Source organism: Aliikangiella litoralis, from assembly GCF_052495765.1.
The window spans coordinates 3,882,613-3,898,899 of record NZ_CP199292.1; the positions used below are offsets into that span (position 1 = coordinate 3,882,613).

At 36.5% G+C, this 16,287-nt stretch carries 14 protein-coding genes; 8 read left to right on the forward strand and 6 right to left on the reverse strand.

From position 1 onward, the window contains the following. The first annotated feature begins 2 nt into the window (after window positions 1-2). Together ACT5E3_RS16045 and ACT5E3_RS16050 are read left to right on the forward strand one after the other, a co-directional pair. Window positions 3-1,094 (forward strand): hypothetical protein, encoded by a 1,092-nt coding sequence (locus ACT5E3_RS16045; protein WP_444994553.1) that lies wholly within the window; start codon window positions 3-5, stop codon window positions 1,092-1,094. Window positions 1,095-1,109: 15 nt separating this feature from the next. Next, the gene (locus tag ACT5E3_RS16050; RefSeq protein ID WP_444994554.1) at window positions 1,110-2,174 is read left to right on the forward strand and encodes a glycosyltransferase; all 1,065 of its coding nucleotides are present in this window, start codon (window positions 1,110-1,112) and stop codon (window positions 2,172-2,174) included. Here the strand turns inward: ACT5E3_RS16050 and ACT5E3_RS16055 are convergent. The 4 genes from ACT5E3_RS16055 to ACT5E3_RS16070 all read right to left on the reverse strand — a co-directional run bounded on the left by ACT5E3_RS16055 (window position 2,171) and on the right by ACT5E3_RS16070 (window position 6,411). Next, on the reverse strand, window positions 2,171-3,124 hold the full coding sequence (locus ACT5E3_RS16055; protein ID WP_444994555.1) for a GDP-L-fucose synthase family protein: 954 nt from the start codon (window positions 3,122-3,124) through the stop codon (window positions 2,171-2,173). The genes ACT5E3_RS16050 and ACT5E3_RS16055 overlap by 4 nt on opposite strands. A gap of 2 nt (window positions 3,125-3,126) precedes the next feature. Then, window positions 3,127-4,248 carry a GDP-mannose 4,6-dehydratase gene (gmd, locus tag ACT5E3_RS16060; protein ID WP_444994556.1) on the reverse strand — a complete coding sequence of 374 codons (1,122 nt, stop codon included), beginning with the start codon at window positions 4,246-4,248 and terminating at the stop codon, window positions 3,127-3,129. 27 nt (window positions 4,249-4,275) lie between these two features. Continuing rightward, the gene (locus tag ACT5E3_RS16065; RefSeq protein ID WP_444994557.1) at window positions 4,276-5,478 is read right to left on the reverse strand and encodes a glycosyltransferase family 4 protein; all 1,203 of its coding nucleotides are present in this window, start codon (window positions 5,476-5,478) and stop codon (window positions 4,276-4,278) included. A gap of 63 nt (window positions 5,479-5,541) precedes the next feature. Beyond that, a complete protein-coding gene (locus tag ACT5E3_RS16070; protein ID WP_444994558.1) occupies window positions 5,542-6,411 on the reverse strand; it encodes a glycosyltransferase family 2 protein in 870 nt (289 codons plus the stop codon). Between the two features lie 257 nt (window positions 6,412-6,668). Here ACT5E3_RS16070 and pilB point away from each other — a divergent pair, with 257 nt between their 5' ends. The 5 genes from pilB (at window position 6,669) to zapD (ending at window position 12,099) form a co-directional block, all read left to right on the forward strand. Beyond that, window positions 6,669-8,384: a type IV-A pilus assembly ATPase PilB gene (gene pilB / locus ACT5E3_RS16075; RefSeq protein ID WP_444994559.1), complete on the forward strand. Its 1,716-nt coding sequence runs from the start codon at window positions 6,669-6,671 to the stop codon at window positions 8,382-8,384. Between the two features lie 18 nt (window positions 8,385-8,402). After that, window positions 8,403-9,677, forward strand: a complete 1,275-nt coding sequence (locus ACT5E3_RS16080; RefSeq protein ID WP_444994560.1) for a type II secretion system F family protein — start codon at window positions 8,403-8,405, stop codon at window positions 9,675-9,677. A gap of 189 nt (window positions 9,678-9,866) precedes the next feature. Further along, window positions 9,867-10,655, forward strand: a complete 789-nt coding sequence (locus ACT5E3_RS16085; protein WP_444994561.1) for a prepilin peptidase — start codon at window positions 9,867-9,869, stop codon at window positions 10,653-10,655. 25 nt (window positions 10,656-10,680) lie between these two features. Further along, complete coding sequence (gene coaE / locus ACT5E3_RS16090; protein ID WP_444994562.1) at window positions 10,681-11,301, forward strand: dephospho-CoA kinase; 621 nt, start codon at window positions 10,681-10,683, stop codon at window positions 11,299-11,301. Window positions 11,302-11,313: 12 nt separating this feature from the next. Next, complete coding sequence (zapD, locus tag ACT5E3_RS16095) at window positions 11,314-12,099, forward strand: cell division protein ZapD (RefSeq protein ID WP_444994563.1); 786 nt, start codon at window positions 11,314-11,316, stop codon at window positions 12,097-12,099. A 45-nt stretch (window positions 12,100-12,144) separates the two neighbouring features. Here the strand turns inward: zapD and ACT5E3_RS16100 are convergent, their stop codons facing one another. Further along, entirely contained in the window at window positions 12,145-13,305 is a 1,161-nt protein-coding gene (locus ACT5E3_RS16100) for a choice-of-anchor H family protein (RefSeq protein ID WP_444994564.1), read from the reverse strand. A 184-nt stretch (window positions 13,306-13,489) separates the two neighbouring features. Here ACT5E3_RS16100 and ACT5E3_RS16105 point away from each other — a divergent pair, with 184 nt between their 5' ends. Continuing rightward, window positions 13,490-15,163 carry a dipeptidyl-peptidase 3 family protein gene (locus tag ACT5E3_RS16105; protein ID WP_444994565.1) on the forward strand — a complete coding sequence of 558 codons (1,674 nt, stop codon included), beginning with the start codon at window positions 13,490-13,492 and terminating at the stop codon, window positions 15,161-15,163. Between the two features lie 156 nt (window positions 15,164-15,319). On the opposite strand, the gene dnaQ is transcribed toward ACT5E3_RS16105, so the two are convergent. Continuing rightward, complete coding sequence (gene dnaQ / locus ACT5E3_RS16110) at window positions 15,320-16,027, reverse strand: DNA polymerase III subunit epsilon (protein WP_444994566.1); 708 nt, start codon at window positions 16,025-16,027, stop codon at window positions 15,320-15,322. Window positions 16,028-16,287 lie beyond the last annotated feature (260 nt).

Here is a 16,287-nt window from a genome sequence, read left to right on the forward strand (position 1 = left end):
TTGTGAAGAAAATTCTTATTATATTTCCAGATGAATGGATTGCTTACTCTCCATCAATTCTTAATTTATCAACTTATCTAACGACTAAAAAAAAAGTAGAAGTTAACATTATCTGTTTCGATAATGGTCGATATCCAATTGATACTCAATCAATTGATGCGTCAGTTCATATCATTAAAAACTCCAGATTGAAAAATGCGTTACTTTCTGTAGTCAAGCTACATCAATGGTACAAGAAAAAACTGATAAAGAAAAAAGCTTCGCAAATAAAATTTGATGTGATTATTGGCGTTGATCTGCTAGGAGTTAAAACAGCATTAGAAACTCATTCCAGTGCTCACTTATTCTCACTAGAAATCAAGAAAAGTGACTTTTTACTTAATACATCGAATAGTCAAATAAAATCAATCGCGATTCAAACGCAAGAACGTTATAACTATCTTTTTGAAAACCAGAATAGAAATACCTATTATATCCAAAATGCACCTGATTATAATTCCGATATTCAACCATCTAATTATAAAACTGGCGATCAGCTAAAAGTGGTCTGTTTTGGTAATTTGATACCTCAGCATGGAGTATTTCAGTGTATCGATTACTTAAATTTTGATCCCGATTCAAACTTAACCTTAACAGGTAGATTGTCAAGTAAATTTGAAAGTAAAATAAAAACTCAATACGCACAATTAATTGAGAAAAATAGACTTATTCTCGATAAGAACTATATACCGCAATCAGAAGTCATCCAATATTTAGCAAACTTCCATATTGGTTTATGCTTCTATGATTTTAACCTTATTAAACAAGATGATTTTAATTACATATCATCTCCCTCAGGAAAACTTTTTAATTATTATGCCGCTGGTATGCCTGTAATAGCCAATGATATTCTCGGACTTCAATCTGTTAATGAATTTAAAGCGGGTGTATTGTTAAAAGAAGTTAATGGGGAAAGTATAAAACAGGCTATCAATACAGTCAAAAGTAACTATCAGTCGTATCAACAATCAGCAATCAACGCAGCCAAGCACTTTGATTTTTCTAAAGCGGTACCCCCCTTTGCTGAAATGCTATTAAAAGACATTAATGATTAAGTGATGCCTATAAAAATGAAAATAATTATTTTATGCAAACAAAAACCACAGGGTCGATGTCTATATGAAAGACCTTATGGGCGATTTTTTCATTTAGCTGAAGGTTTATCAAACAAAGGTCATGAGGTCCATTTTATTTTGACAAATTATTCAAATAACCAAGTCAAAAGTAAAAAAGTTGGAAACCTATTAATTGACTCAGTGGGAATAAAGAGCAACCCATTAAAAAGCTATCAGTTTGCAAAATCAAAAGCTTCGATGATTCATCCCGACTGGTTTATCGGTTTTTCTGATACCTATTACGCTATTATGGCCAGTAGACTAGCTAACCAGTTTAATTGCCAAAGCTTAATCGATGCCTATGATAACTATGAAAGTTATATACCTTGGTTAAAACCTTTACATTGGCTTTATAGAAAATCGTTAAAGCAAGCTAATGCAATTACTGCTGCTGGCCCTGAATTATTAAAAAAAATGATATCATCACCGAATAAAACAACTAAAACCGCAGTGATTGAAATGGCTGCCGATTCAATTTTTACTCAAAAAGATAAAGCAGAATGCCGAGAAAAACTTAACTTACCTCAAAATAAAATTCTCATTGGCTATTGTGGTTCTTTACACCCCAATAGAGGTATTGATGTATTATTTAAAATAATAAAACAAATTCATCAGTTAACAACCAGCATTCAATTTGTCTTCTCTGGCAGAAAAACAGAAGAATACAAACGTCACAAAAACGTAACTACTCTAGGCTACGTTGACGATGAATTAATGCCTGACCTATACGCCAGTTTAGATTTAATTCTATCAATCAATAAAAACTCTGCTTTTGGCAATTACAGTTACCCAGTAAAAATATACGAGGCGCTATCATCTGGAATTCCAGTACTTGCTTCATCTACACCATCAACTCAATTTGTGCTAAAACAAAATACTCGCTGTTTAGTTGAAAAGAACTCTGAATCAGAATTTGTCGGGCGTATTTTAGCTTTTGTGCAAGAACCTTATGAAATAACACCAATGCTCAGCGGCTGGACAAAACAAATAGACGATATTGAGCAGTTATTGAGAAATTAAGAGTTAAGCGATTTAAGATACCACTGATAAGTTGAATCCAACCCCTGTCTTAATTTAATTGAAAACTTCCAACCTGTTTTTTGGATACGAGAAATATCGAGCCTTTTCCTTGGTACTCCCTCAGGTTTACTAGTATCAAAAAGCACTTCCCCTTCAAAACCAACTACGTTCACAATTAATTGCGCTAACTCTGTAATACTCACTTCTTCGCCGGTACCAATGTTTATATGTGATAGCATTGGTGTTGTAAGCTCTCGATATTCTTGCTCCGGTAAGCCCATTACATGAATAGAAGCTTCTGCCATATCATCAACATACATAAATTCTCGATAAGCTTTCCCGCTCCCCCAGATAATAACACGGTCAAGTTTTTCTTCTTTTGCCTGATGAATTCTTGCAATTAATCCTGGGATCACGTGTGAGTTTTCAGCGTGAAAATTGTCAAAAGGCCCGTAAAGATTAGTTGGCATAACACTCCGATAATCTCTGCCATATTGTCGATTGTATGACTCACATAATTTTATACCTGCTATTTTGGCAATAGCATATGGCTCATTGGTGGGCTCTAAATAACCATTTAATAATGACTCTTCCTTAATAGGTTGTGGTGCTAAACGAGGGTAAATACAAGATGAACCTAAAAACAGTAATTTTTGTACGCCAGATAAATGAGCATAATGGATCAAGTTATTTTGAATGGTCAAATTTTGATAGATAAACTCTGCTGGATATTGATTATTAGCCCAGATCCCACCGACTTTTGCAGCAGCAATATAAACTTCATTAAATTGATTGTTTTTAAAAAAATGTTCAACTGCTTTTTGATCAAGCAAATCAAGTTGGTTTCGTGTTTGAACAACAATTTCTGAATCAGCTTGCTCAACTAATTTACTTTTAATTGCTCGTCCTACCATCCCTTGGTGACCAGCAATAAATATCTTCTTAACCACCGCTAATTTCCTTGATTTAAATTAATATCGTAACCGTGTTGTTTCAACAATCGGTTTCTTTGTGCCTCTTGCAAATCATGCTCAACCATTTCTTTAACCAATTCATCAAAACTTAGTTTTGGCTCCCACCCTAGCTTCTGTTTTGCTTTTGAGGGATCTCCCAACAAGGTTTCTACTTCTGCTGGACGATAATATCTTGGATCAACTTTTAAAATGACATCACCAACTTTTATTCCAGGTGAATCTTTACTATTTACCTTGACCACACTTGCAATTTCGTCAACGCCCTCACCGTTAAACTCTAATTCAATTCCTAATTTAGAGGCTGCGAGAATAACAAAATCTCTAACCGAATGTTGCTCTCCTGTCGCAACCACATAATCGTCAGGAACATCTTGCTGTAACATCAACCACTGCATTTCTACATAATCTTTAGCATGCCCCCAATCTCTTTTAGCATCTAAATTACCTAGATAAAGAATTGACTCTAAACCTTGTGAAATATTAGCTAATGACCGGGTAATCTTCCGAGTGACAAATGTCTCACCTCGGCGATAAGATTCATGATTAAAAAGAATACCATTACAAGCAAACATACCATAGGCTTCTCTGTAGTTAACGGTAATCCAATAAGCATAAAGTTTTGCAACACCATAAGGCGAACGAGGATAAAAAGGAGTATTTTCTGTTTGTGGTGTTTGTTGAACCAAACCATAAAGCTCAGAAGTCGACGCTTGATAAAAACGACATTTTTTTTCTAAACCTAAAAAACGAATTGCTTCAAGCAACCTTAACGAACCAAGAGCATCCACTTCAGCGGTATACTCAGGACTCTCAAATGAGACAGCAACATGTGATTGAGCACCTAAGTTATATATTTCATCGGGTTGAATATCATTAATAATACGGGTCAAATTAGAAGAATCCGTCAGGTCTCCATAGTGAAGAAAAAAACGTGGGTCTTTTTCATGTTGATCTTGGTAAATATGATCAATACGTTGAGTATTAAAAGAAGAAGATCGTCTTTTAATACCATGTACAAAATAGCCTTTTTCTAATAAAAGTTCAGCCAAATAAGAACCATCTTGCCCGGTAATACCTGTAATTAATGCTACTTTTTTCAATTTAATAATCTCTATTTATTTTTGTCATCAGCTCAATGATGTACTCTCAATAATTTCTTGATAATCTGAGATAACACTAGGCCAGTCAAACTTTTCTTTTGCACTAACATTCCCGGCCAAAGCTAACCGTGACATTAACCCTGTATCAGAAAATACTATTTGTATTTTATCCGCAAGTGCAACAGCATCACCCGCAGTAAACATTAGACCATTAATGTTATCTTGCACAACATCTTTTACTGCTTCAAGATCAGATGCAATAACAACGCAGCCACACCCCATTGCTTCTACAGCAACTAATCCAAGTCCTTCTTGGTCACCGCTTTGCGAAATAACGGATGGCATAACAAAAACCAAATGCTTGTTAAGTATACTCGGTAAATATTGATTCGCTTTTGCACCTAAAAATTGAACCTGGCTGGTTATATTGAGTGACTCAACTTGAGCTTCCAGAAATTTTTGTAACCCACCGGAACCAATAATATTTAAATTAAATTCTAAGTTCTTTGACTTAAGTATAGATAAAGCCTTGAATAAAACAGGTAATCCTTTTTTCTCTGCCAGACGCCCGACAAAAACCAAGCCCGAGCGTTCTTCAACAGTAGAATGGTTAATAAAAGTATTTGTTAAGTCAACGCCCATTGAACGCACAAAAATTGACTTATTAGTATTAACTCCGAGTGTATCATAACAATATTTTTTCATTGTAGAGCTGACAACTATTACCGAATCAGCTTCTTCTAACACCCAACGTTTTAGTCGATTAAGCAACCTGCTATTTAAACCATAAAGATCCCCTCCATGAGAAGTAACAATAACTTTAACAGGCAACCTAAAGAGCTTTTTACACAATATAGCAATAATTCCCTGAGGGATAATCCAGTGAGCATTAATAATATCAGTTTTATCTTTTTTAACTTGACGAAGCGTCGCTAACATTTGAGCCAACAGAAAAAAAGGGATGAGTAAATAGTTAAAAAAGTTGAACTTTAAATTTTCTAGAATACCACTACCATAAATAAGATTTTCTAGTCGAGATAAAAAATACGGATAACGCTTAACATATACTCCTTCAAAGTTTTCTTCTAAAAGACTACTTTTACCTCTTGGCGCTAACACTGTTACCTGATATTTTTGTTGAAGGTGTTTAGCCAAGTAATAGATAAACCTTGGCTGAATATCTTGAGAGTTCAGAGGAAATGTTGTAGTTGTAATTAAAATTTTTTTCACCCATTCCCCACTTTAAAAGTCAGCTAATTATGAAACTATCGCATACACCGGTTATATTTAAACCTAATCTCGCCGACTATTCATAAAAATCAACGTATTGATCTGCTCTGAAACCAAACCAATCAAAAAAATGATAACTGAGGTGGTAAACAAAATAACGCTCATATTAGTTAATTGACCCGCAGTGATAAACGTATACATATAATAAAGCGTCGCGGTTAAAAACATAAAAAAACTGAAAGGAGTAAATACTTTTAATGGTGAATAAAGTGTGCCAACTTTAAAAATAATCAATAAAAAGCGTAATCCGTCTTTCACTGGACTAATGTGACTCTCACCAATACGATCGGGAGAAATCGATTCGTAGCGGTAGCCTATTTGATAACCTGCTCTGAGAAACGCAATGGTAATAGTCGTTGGATAAGAAAAACCATTCGGCAGTAAGTGTATGAATTCGCAAAACTTATCACGATAAACACAACGTAAACCTGAAGTTAAATCTTTGATTGGATAGCTAGTAATGAGCGAAGCAAAAGAGTTGTAAAATGTATTCGCTAATAACCTTGCCTTACTGGCTTGAGAGTGGCTCTTTCTTGCTCCCACAGCCATATCATAGCCTTCAGCGAGTGTTTCCAGTAAATGGCCAACAGATTCAGGGTTATGTTGAGCATCGGCATCCATAAAGCACAAAATTTCTCCACTTGCCTTTCTAGCGCCACTTTTAATCGCAGCACCATTACCTCTTGAATGCTTATGAGATACAACAACAGCTCCCAAATCACGACAAATAGACTCAGTCTCATCAGTTGAACCGTCGTTAACAACCACTATTTCTAATAGGTCAGGATACATGTCATACAATGAAGGGAGCAGAATTTTTAAACTCTCCGCTTCATTTTTGGCAGGTATAACAATGCTGGTTTTGTGCAACATTTTATCTTATTCCCGTTAACAGTAAATTTAAGCCCCACTTAGCAAGGTGGTCATAAATGTGATGTAAGTTATCAATTTTAGCGTATATCTATTTGTTTTTTAATAAAAAAGATGAATTTTCTTCGTGTTGCAATTATACTCAGGGTAATATTATGCATAGAAAGGCACTATTGTGCATAGATTAGCTTAAAACTCGCAATTTTGAGTATTTAAATTAAAATCTAATAATTATATAAAAAACTATTTATTTGAGAGCTATGGCGGCACCACAAACTAATATAGTACTAAGCGGACTTGCACGTAGATTAATCCATGATGAATTTCTGGATGAGTCAACGGCATTAGATGCGATCAGTAATGCCCAAAAAAATAAGCAAAACTTAGTTTCCTATCTAGTTAATCATAGTTTGGTAGACTCTTTATCTATTGCTGTTGCAGCCTCAATAGAGTTTGGTGTTCCACTCTTTGACTTACATGCAATTGACAAAGAGCAGATACCAACTAGTGCAATTAGTGAAAAGCTCATCAATAAACATAATGCGCTTCCTCTATTTAAACGAGGAAAGAGACTCTATGTCGCAGTCTCCGATCCAACTAACTTATCAGCTTTAGACGAGTTTAAATTCCATTCAGGTTTGACAACCGAAGCTATTTTGGTTGAAGAGTCAAAACTTTCCTCATTAATTACTAAGATTATCGAAGAAAAAGAAAGCGAAGAATTGGGCGACTTTGATGATGCCGACTTAGATAACCTTGACCTTGATGGTGGAGAAGAAGAAAAGCAAGATGAAGATGCTGACTCAGCAACGGATGATGCCCCCATTGTCAGGTTCGTCAACAAAATATTGCTCGACGCGATTAAGAAAGGCGCTTCTGATCTTCACTTTGAACCCTATGAAAAGAAATATCGAGTTAGGTTTAGAATTGATGGCATATTATCCGAAGTGGCTGGCCCGCCAATTACGTTAGCAACTCGAATATCAGCCCGACTCAAAGTTATGTCTCGTTTAGATATTTCAGAAAAAAGGGTCCCACAAGATGGCCGAATAAAGCTAAAACTCTCACGTAATAAAGCCATTGATTTTCGTGTAAGTACTCTTCCGACTTTATTTGGAGAAAAAATTGTAATGCGTATATTGGATCCAACCAGTGCGCAATTAGGAATTGATGTTTTAGGCTATGAAGAAGAACAAAAAGCACTGTTTATGGATGCCATTCATAAACCTCAAGGCATGGTGTTAGTAACAGGCCCGACTGGTAGTGGTAAAACGGTATCTCTATACACGGCGGTCAACATCATCAACACACCAGAAAGAAACATATCAACGGCAGAAGATCCTGTGGAAATCAATCTGGAAGGTGTTAATCAGGTCAATGTCAACCCTAAAGCAGGTTTAACATTTGCCTCGGCATTAAGAGCTTTTCTACGTCAAGATCCAGATATTGTGCTAGTTGGTGAGATTCGAGATCTAGAAACAGCAGAAATTGCTATTAAAGCAGCCCAAACAGGACACTTAGTATTATCTACACTTCACACCAATAGTGCACCAGAAACACTAACACGGATGGTCAACATGGGAGTTGCACCTTTTAATATTGCGACAAGTGTCAACCTTGTTATTGCCCAACGTCTGGCAAGGCGTTTATGTGAAAATTGCAAACAAGAAGTGTCTTTACCCGATGAAGTACTGACTAGTGCAGGATTTCAAGCAAAAGAAATTGGAAGTTTTAAAATATTTGAACCAGTTGGTTGCGATAATTGCACAAATGGTTATAAAGGTCGTGTGGGGGTCTATCAGGTAATGAAAGTATCTGAAGACATGGGACGTATCATTATGGAAGGTGGTAACGCTATTGATATTGCAGATCAAGCAGCAAAAGAAGGTGTAAATGACTTGCACCGCTCTGCACTATTAAAAGTTATACAAGGTGTAACCTCCCTAGAAGAAGTTAGTCGCATCACTCAGCATTAATTTGGCAGGATTTAACATATGGCTGTTCAAGCAATCAATAAAGAACGAAAAGCAACCTCAAAACGCTCTAAAGCCGCAAAAGCACCTAAACAGTTTAATTTTTCCTGGGAAGGCGCAGATAAAAAAGGCCAGAAAGTCAAAGGTGAAATGTCAGGAGAAAGCTCTGCCATCATCAAAGCACAATTAAGAAAACAAGGGATCAGTCCCATAAAGGTTGCTAAAAAAGCTCAACCTTTATTCGGCGGCGGCAAAGGGAAGCCAGTCACACCGTCCGATATCGCATTATTTTCTCGTCAAATAGCGACTATGATGAAAGCTGGCGTGCCATTAGTACAATCTTTTGACATTATAGGACGAGGCCATGAAAAGCCATCGGTCCAAGAATTACTGCTTGGTGTAAAAACGGATGTAGAATCGGGTAATACCATGGCAGATTCTCTACGAAAACACCCGAAGTATTTTGATGATCTCTTCTGTGACTTAGTTGATGCTGGTGAGCAGTCCGGTTCATTAGAAGGCATGCTCGACAGAATTGCGACTTATAAAGAAAAGACAGAAGCCCTAAAATCAAAAATTAAAAAAGCATTAACCTACCCCATCGCGGTTGTGCTTATCGCTGTGATTGTTACCGCCATATTATTAGTTAAGGTGGTTCCTTCATTCCAAGAAGTATTCCAAAGCTTTGGTGCAGATTTACCAGCTTTTACTCTCATGATTATAGCCATGTCGGAGTTTATGCAGAAATATTGGTGGATGTTCTTATTTGGAACAATCGCCTTTATTATGGTTTATAAACGAATGTTACTGGCCTCTAAAAAACTGCGAGATAGACAAGATAAAGCCCTCCTAAAAGTCCCTGTAATTGGTGTTATTATGCATAAAGCCGCGGTAGCCCGTTATGCAAGAACCCTTTCGACTACTTTTGCAGCTGGTGTCCCGTTAGTGGAGGCTTTAGATTCTGCTGCTGGAGCATCTGGTAATGCTTTGTATAGAGATGCGATTCTAAAAATCCGTGACGATGTAACCACGGGTATGCAAATGAACCTTGCTATGTTATCTACAGGCGTATTTCCTAATATGGTTGTACAAATGGTGGCAATTGGTGAAGAATCTGGTTCAATCGATGCAATGCTATCAAAAATCGCTGATATTTATGAACAGGAAGTCGACGATGCCGTTGATGGTTTAAGTGCATTGTTAGAACCGATGATTATGGCTATATTAGGAGTCTTAGTGGGTGGTTTAATTATCGCAATGTACTTACCGATATTCCAACTTGGTGGCGTTGTTTAAAAACAATTTTTCTATTATTACAAACCCAGGCCAAATTAAAACTAAATTTGGCCTAATTTACGCTCTGAATCCATGAATCAAATAATACAAGCCTTCGAGTACTACCCTACCGTTCTTATCTTATCTTCACTAATTTTTGGACTGCTTGTAGGTAGCTTCCTTAATGTGGTTATTTTCCGATACCCGATTATGCTATTTCGCGAATGGGAAACAATGGCTAAAGATGTACTAACAGAGAGGGGCTTTCAATTAATCCCCCCTAAAAAACCTATCGATCAATACCCCAATAATTTTAATTTAGTTGTCCCTCGTTCCGCCTGTCCTGAATGTAAGCATCAAATCACAGCATTCGAAAATATTCCTGTGATCAGCTATCTATTTTTACGAGGAAAATGCCGAAACTGCAAAACATCAATTTCTATTCGTTACCCATTTATCGAACTACTAACAGGCATATGCTTTGCTTTATGTGCCTATCAATTTGGATTTGGCTGGCCTCTGCTGTTTTCACTACTTATTACCGCTTATTTGATTGCCATGAGCTTTATTGATATTGACCATCAGATTTTACCTGACAACATGACTCTTCCGCTAGTTTGGTTAGGGCTGTTGTTAGCAAGTCAATCAACCTATATCAACTTAACCGATGCTCTTATTGGAGCCGCAGCTGGCTACCTTTCACTATGGAGTGTTTTCTGGTTATTTAAACTGGCTACAGGCAAAGAAGGTATGGGCTATGGTGATTTTAAACTGCTTGCAATGATTGGTGCACTAGTTGGCTGGCAAAAAATAGCCATTGTCATTATTCTTTCTGCGGGAGTTGGTGCAATTATTGGTGGAGGTTTGCTCCTTATTCAGAAAAAAAACTCTCAAACCAAAATCCCTTTTGGTCCTTACCTTGCTACAGCCGGTTGGATTACTTTCCTATGGGGTGATCAGTTGCTCGAATTTTATCTACAGTTTTCTGGACTCAGATAAACATCTAGAAAGGCTTGGTTAATCAATGAATCAACTCAGAATAGGCTTAACAGGTGGAATATCATCGGGTAAATCATCGGTTAGTCAATTATTTAAACAACATCAAATAACATTGATTGATGCCGATCAAATTGCTCGAGATTTATTCGCACCAAACGCGCCTTTACTAACCTCTCTAAAAAATAAATTTGGTGATGATATATTTTTCTCCAATGGCGAACTGGATCGAAAAAAACTCGGAAAAATAGTGTTTAACTCAAAAGAAGATTTAGCTTGGCTAAACCGTTTAACTCACCCCAAAGTAGCAGAGAACATAGAGCAACAACTAGCCGCCGCAATATCTCCTTATGTTATTTTGGATATTCCACTTCTAATTGATAAGTCAGGACAAGTACCAGCTCACTTAGCCAATTTTATCGATCGAATTCTGGTTGTTGATGTCACAGAAGAAAATCAAATCAACAGACTTTGTGCAAGGGATAACCTATCAAAAGCTGACGCCCAGTCAATAATAGCGAACCAATCAACTCGAAAACAAAAACTAGCACTTGCAGATGATATTATTGATAATAATGGCGATTTTAATCAACTTGAAACTCAGGTAGAACAACTTCATAATTACTACCTTACGCTAAGTGATAATTAGCGAGGAGAGCACGTGCCAACAACAAATCATAACGATGATAAGCCAAAGCTTATTTTTGAATACCCAGCCAAACCTCAAATACGAAGTTTTTTACGCTTAGAAGCCTTGTTTCAACAGTTTGAACGCAACCGTTTAGCCACCCATAAAGACAACCACTACTACGCTTTAAAAATTTTATTTGAGATATTAGAAATACTCGAACATGGTGATACTCGTTCAGAACTGACAAAAGAACTTTCAAGACTGGCCGATCAATTTACCAACCTCAAGCAGAGTCCAGAAGTTGACTTAAAGAAACTTGACAATTTTTTGGTTCAAATAAACCAACTAAAGCAATGGGTTTTCAATTATGAAGGTAAGTTTGGAGATAAACTACGAAAACATTCATTTATTGAAAATGTAAAACATCGCACCAGTATTCCTGGCGGAGCTTGCCAGTTTGATAGCCCCGAATTATTTTTATTTCTTAATAAAGATTTTTCGTTTAGACAACAACAATTACAAAGTTGGATTGAAAGTATAAAAGGCATAAAAACAAGTGTTGAAGTTATTTTAAAAATTTCTCGAGATACCACCCAATGGAAAACTCATACAGCCCCAATGGGGACCTATTTAATTGAAACAGCAGATATTTCCCTTCAGTTAATACGTGTTAGGATCCCTAATGAAAATAATTTATTTCCTGAATTTAGCTGTGGAAAACACCGTAGCACTATTATTTTTAAGTACTTTGATGAACAACACAAAAAAACGCCTTTCCAAGAACCAATAGACTTTGAGCTAGCTTGCTGTTTATAAAAAAAGCCACAAAGTGGCTTTTTTATTAAGTTGATTTTAAGTGAGTTACTGCTTTAATTGCTGACGAAAACCTAGCGCTCCAACCAATCCTATCAATAACCAAGCAAACGAGCCGCCACCATGCCCATGGCTATCTGAATCATGATCATGATGGATCGGATCAACCTCAACAGTTGAATCATAATGGTAATCATAATCTTCCGATTCAATAGCAAGCTGTGACAAAGAAGAAAAATCTTGTGCAGCATTCGCTAATACCTGTCCTGTTCTATTATCAACTAATTGAATTTCAACATCATACCAACCGGCAATGTAGCCCCCTTGTAATATAAGATCAATAATTTCTGTTTGATTACCTAGTGTAAAACTCTCTGTTGTTACCACATTTGACTCAAATGTATTGGTGTTAGTTAAAATAACTTTTGCGTAAACTAGCCGACCAGCATTAAATGTATCAATATCATATTCCAGAGTTAATTTGGTATAAAAGCCATCAGCATCTAGGTCACCAGAAAGTTCCGAAGCAACATAAGTTATCAGTGTATTATCACTATTTAACTCGTGCTCATTATCCTCTAATGGAAATGCTGATAAACTCCCAAACTCGTCAGGTCCGACGGTATCAACCACACCAGAATAACCAGACTCAAACAAATCAATCAAAACATCGTAATTATCAGTAGGAAAACCGTAGTTCAATTTGGTTGAAACCGTATAATAATCATCACTATCATTGGCATGAATAGTAAAAACATCCGTTGTTTCATAAAGTACCCATGGTCCTCCATTTTTGCTTAGGTAAAGTTCTGCAAATACATCCGCATAACCGCCAGAAAAGTTAGCATCAAAGTTAACCGTAAACTCACTGAAATAACCATCTCCATCATGATCATAATCTAAACTAGTCCAGACACTATCAATTAAAAAACCAGCTGCACGCGCAGAAGTACTAGCAACATACGATCGATATTTTGCCGAAAGTTTCTTTTGACTTTGCTTAGCCTGTAATTGCGGTCTTTTTTGTTTATTAACCGTCTTACGCTTTACTTCTGTAATTCCCGTATTCACATGAGTAGGAGACTGATTAGCCATTGCACCTTTTGAGGATGCTTGAGAGTGCGCCACACTAGACTCTAATTTGTTCTCGGTCGCAGCAATCGCAGAAAAGTTTAATAATAACGCTGATACCAACCAATATTTCTTCATTGTTCTCTCCGCTAGATTTGGATACTAAGACCATTTAATCATCCAATGACTGAACAATGCCTGAATAAACCTAAAACCAACCAAACAATCGAAATAGCAATAAACAATTCCCCCATCAAAATGCTAGAATAACGTTCAATCTATACCTTGATATAATACAAAACAGCTGTAACTTGGAGTAATAATGAAAATAAAATTGATAATTGGGATATTTTTAAGCTTATTTATTGTCGGTTGTCACTCAGAAAAAGCAAACGAGACATTAGAGCCACCGCCCCAAACAGTTAATGCCAAACCTCCCCAAAAAACATTATCTAACCCACGGTTCGGTATTTATAAACAAGTAAAGTTAACAGCTGATCTTTCTCATTTAAGCGCTCAACAAAAACAAATGATTGCTCTGCTCATTGATGCTTCCAAGATTATGGATGATCTTTTCTGGAAGCAGGCATATGGCAATAAAAGTGCACTGTTAGAAAGCATACAAGATCCAGACACAAGAAAATTTGCAGACATTAATTATGGTCCTTGGGACCGGCTTGATGGAGACAAACCATTTGTAAACGGGTATTCAGAAAAGCCACTTGGCGCTCAATTTTACCCTACCGATATGGATAAAACGGAGCTAACAAATGCTAAACTTGCAGATGCTCAATCCCTTTATTCAATTATTAAACGCAACACTGATGGCGGCCTTTATTCTGTTCCATTTCATGTTGAATTTAAAGCAGAGTTAACTCAAGCAGCCGAAATACTAAAAAAAGCGGCAAAACTAGCTGAAAATCAGGAGTTTAGTCACTATTTACAATTACGGGCAGATGCACTTTTGACTGATCAGTTCCAAAAAAGTGACTTTACCTGGATGGATATGAAAACCAACCCTATTGAGTTAGTGTTAGGTCCAATTGAAACCTATGAAGATCGTCTGTTTGGTTACAGGGCCGCTTATGAAGCCTATGTTTTAGTTAAAGATCAAAAATGGAGTGAGCAATTGACAAAGTTTGCTGCTTTTTTACCTGAACTACAAAAAGGACTGCCAGTAGCCGATCTGTATAAGCAAGAAAAACCTGGCACAAATTCAGATCTCAATGCCTATGATGTCATTTATTATGCTGGCCACAGCAATGCAGGCTCCAAAACCATCGCCATTAATTTGCCTAATGATGAACAAGTGCAACTTGAAAAAGGAACCAGGCGTTTACAACTAAAAAATGCGATGAAAGCAAAGTTTGATCATATTTTAATGCCAATAGCTAATGAGCTAATCGCTGAAGATCAGCGTAAATTCATTAAATTTGACGCCTTTTTTGCCAACACCATGTTTCACGAGGTCGCTCACGGTTTAGGAATAAAGAATACTATTAATGGTAAAGGTCCTGTTCGCAATAGTCTGAAAGAAACCGCTTCGGCCCTTGAAGAAGGCAAAGCAGACATTTTAGGACTCTATATGATCTCTAAGTTGTATGACTCAGGTGATATTACTAATGGAAAATTAATGGATAATTATGTGACATTTTTAGCAGGAATTTTCCGAAGTGTTCGCTTTGGTGCTTCAAGCGCACATGGGCAAGCTAATATGATCCGTTTCAACTACTTCAAAGAATCAGGAGCCTTTACTCGTAATGATAAAACAGGGCTATACCGAGTTAACTTTGATGCGATGACCATAGCCATGAACAAGCTATCAGAATTAATACTGACAATTCAAGGTAACGGAGACTATCAAACCGCTGTAAAATTACTAGAAAACAGTGGGATCATTAAAGTTCAATTAGAAAAAGACTTGCGACGACTAGAAGATGCGAATATCCCGGTTGATATTGTTTTCAAACAAGGTAAAGAAGTTTTAGGGCTTTAAATCTAAACCTCTATAATTAAACATTAAAAAAAGCCACGACTTAAGTAATACAACTTTGAGTCATGGCTTTTTAACTTAAAACGTTTATTTTAACACCTTATAGAGTAAATAAAGCGAGCTCATAGGTAGCTCAAATTTGTACACTCAAATAAAAGATTACTGCCAAATCAGCTTATCACCACAAGTTTCTCGCATTTTTTCCAAATAGCGCTTGTGTTCATCTATTTCATTATCACTCGCTTTGAGCACTTTAAATGCTTGTCTGTTTACAGGTAGCCTTCTAATACCGTCTTCATCACGATTAGCGGTTAAATAATCTTGACGTTGAGTTAAGGTCAAATCTGTTTGACCGCCAGTCATGGCTAAATAAACATCAGCTAAAATCTCCGAATCCAGTAATGCGCCATGAAGATCACGCTGAGAGTTATCAATAAAATAGCGTTTACATAGTGCATCCAGGTTGTTCTTTTGTCCTGGGTGCATTTGTCTAGCGAGAACCAGGGTATCAAGCACACCGCAATAGTCTTCGACTTTACCAAGTGAGCGATTTAATAAATTAAACTCATAATTTAAAAAACCAACATCAAAAGGCGCATTATGAATAACCAACTCAGCACCTTTGACATATTCTAAAAAACTGTCAGCAATGTCTTCAAAATAAGGTTTATCAGCTAAAAATTCATTGGTAATACCATGAACTTCCATTGCCCCGTCATCGACTTCTCTTCTTGGATTAATATAAACATGGAAGTGGTTGCCTGTCAGTCTTCGGTTAATTAATTCAACACAGCCAATTTCTATAATTCGGTGACCACGGCTAGTTTCCAATCCCGTCGTTTCCGTATCTAAAATAATTTGTCTCATCTGTATAAACTCCTATCTATCTGTTTTTTATTGTTTTTATTAGTCATTACAAATATTTCAGTGTTCTTTTATTGATAACGTTTAAATAACCAGCTTAAAATTGTCATTAAAGTCAGCGTAACAGCACCAGCCAACTTAAGTATGATACGGTATTGTATAGCTTTAGAGGCTAATTCCAAACTCAATTTTGGAGCTTTATATTTTGACATTGATTTAAAAGGCAATTCTGACATAACTCATTAGGTATAGAGACTTATAAT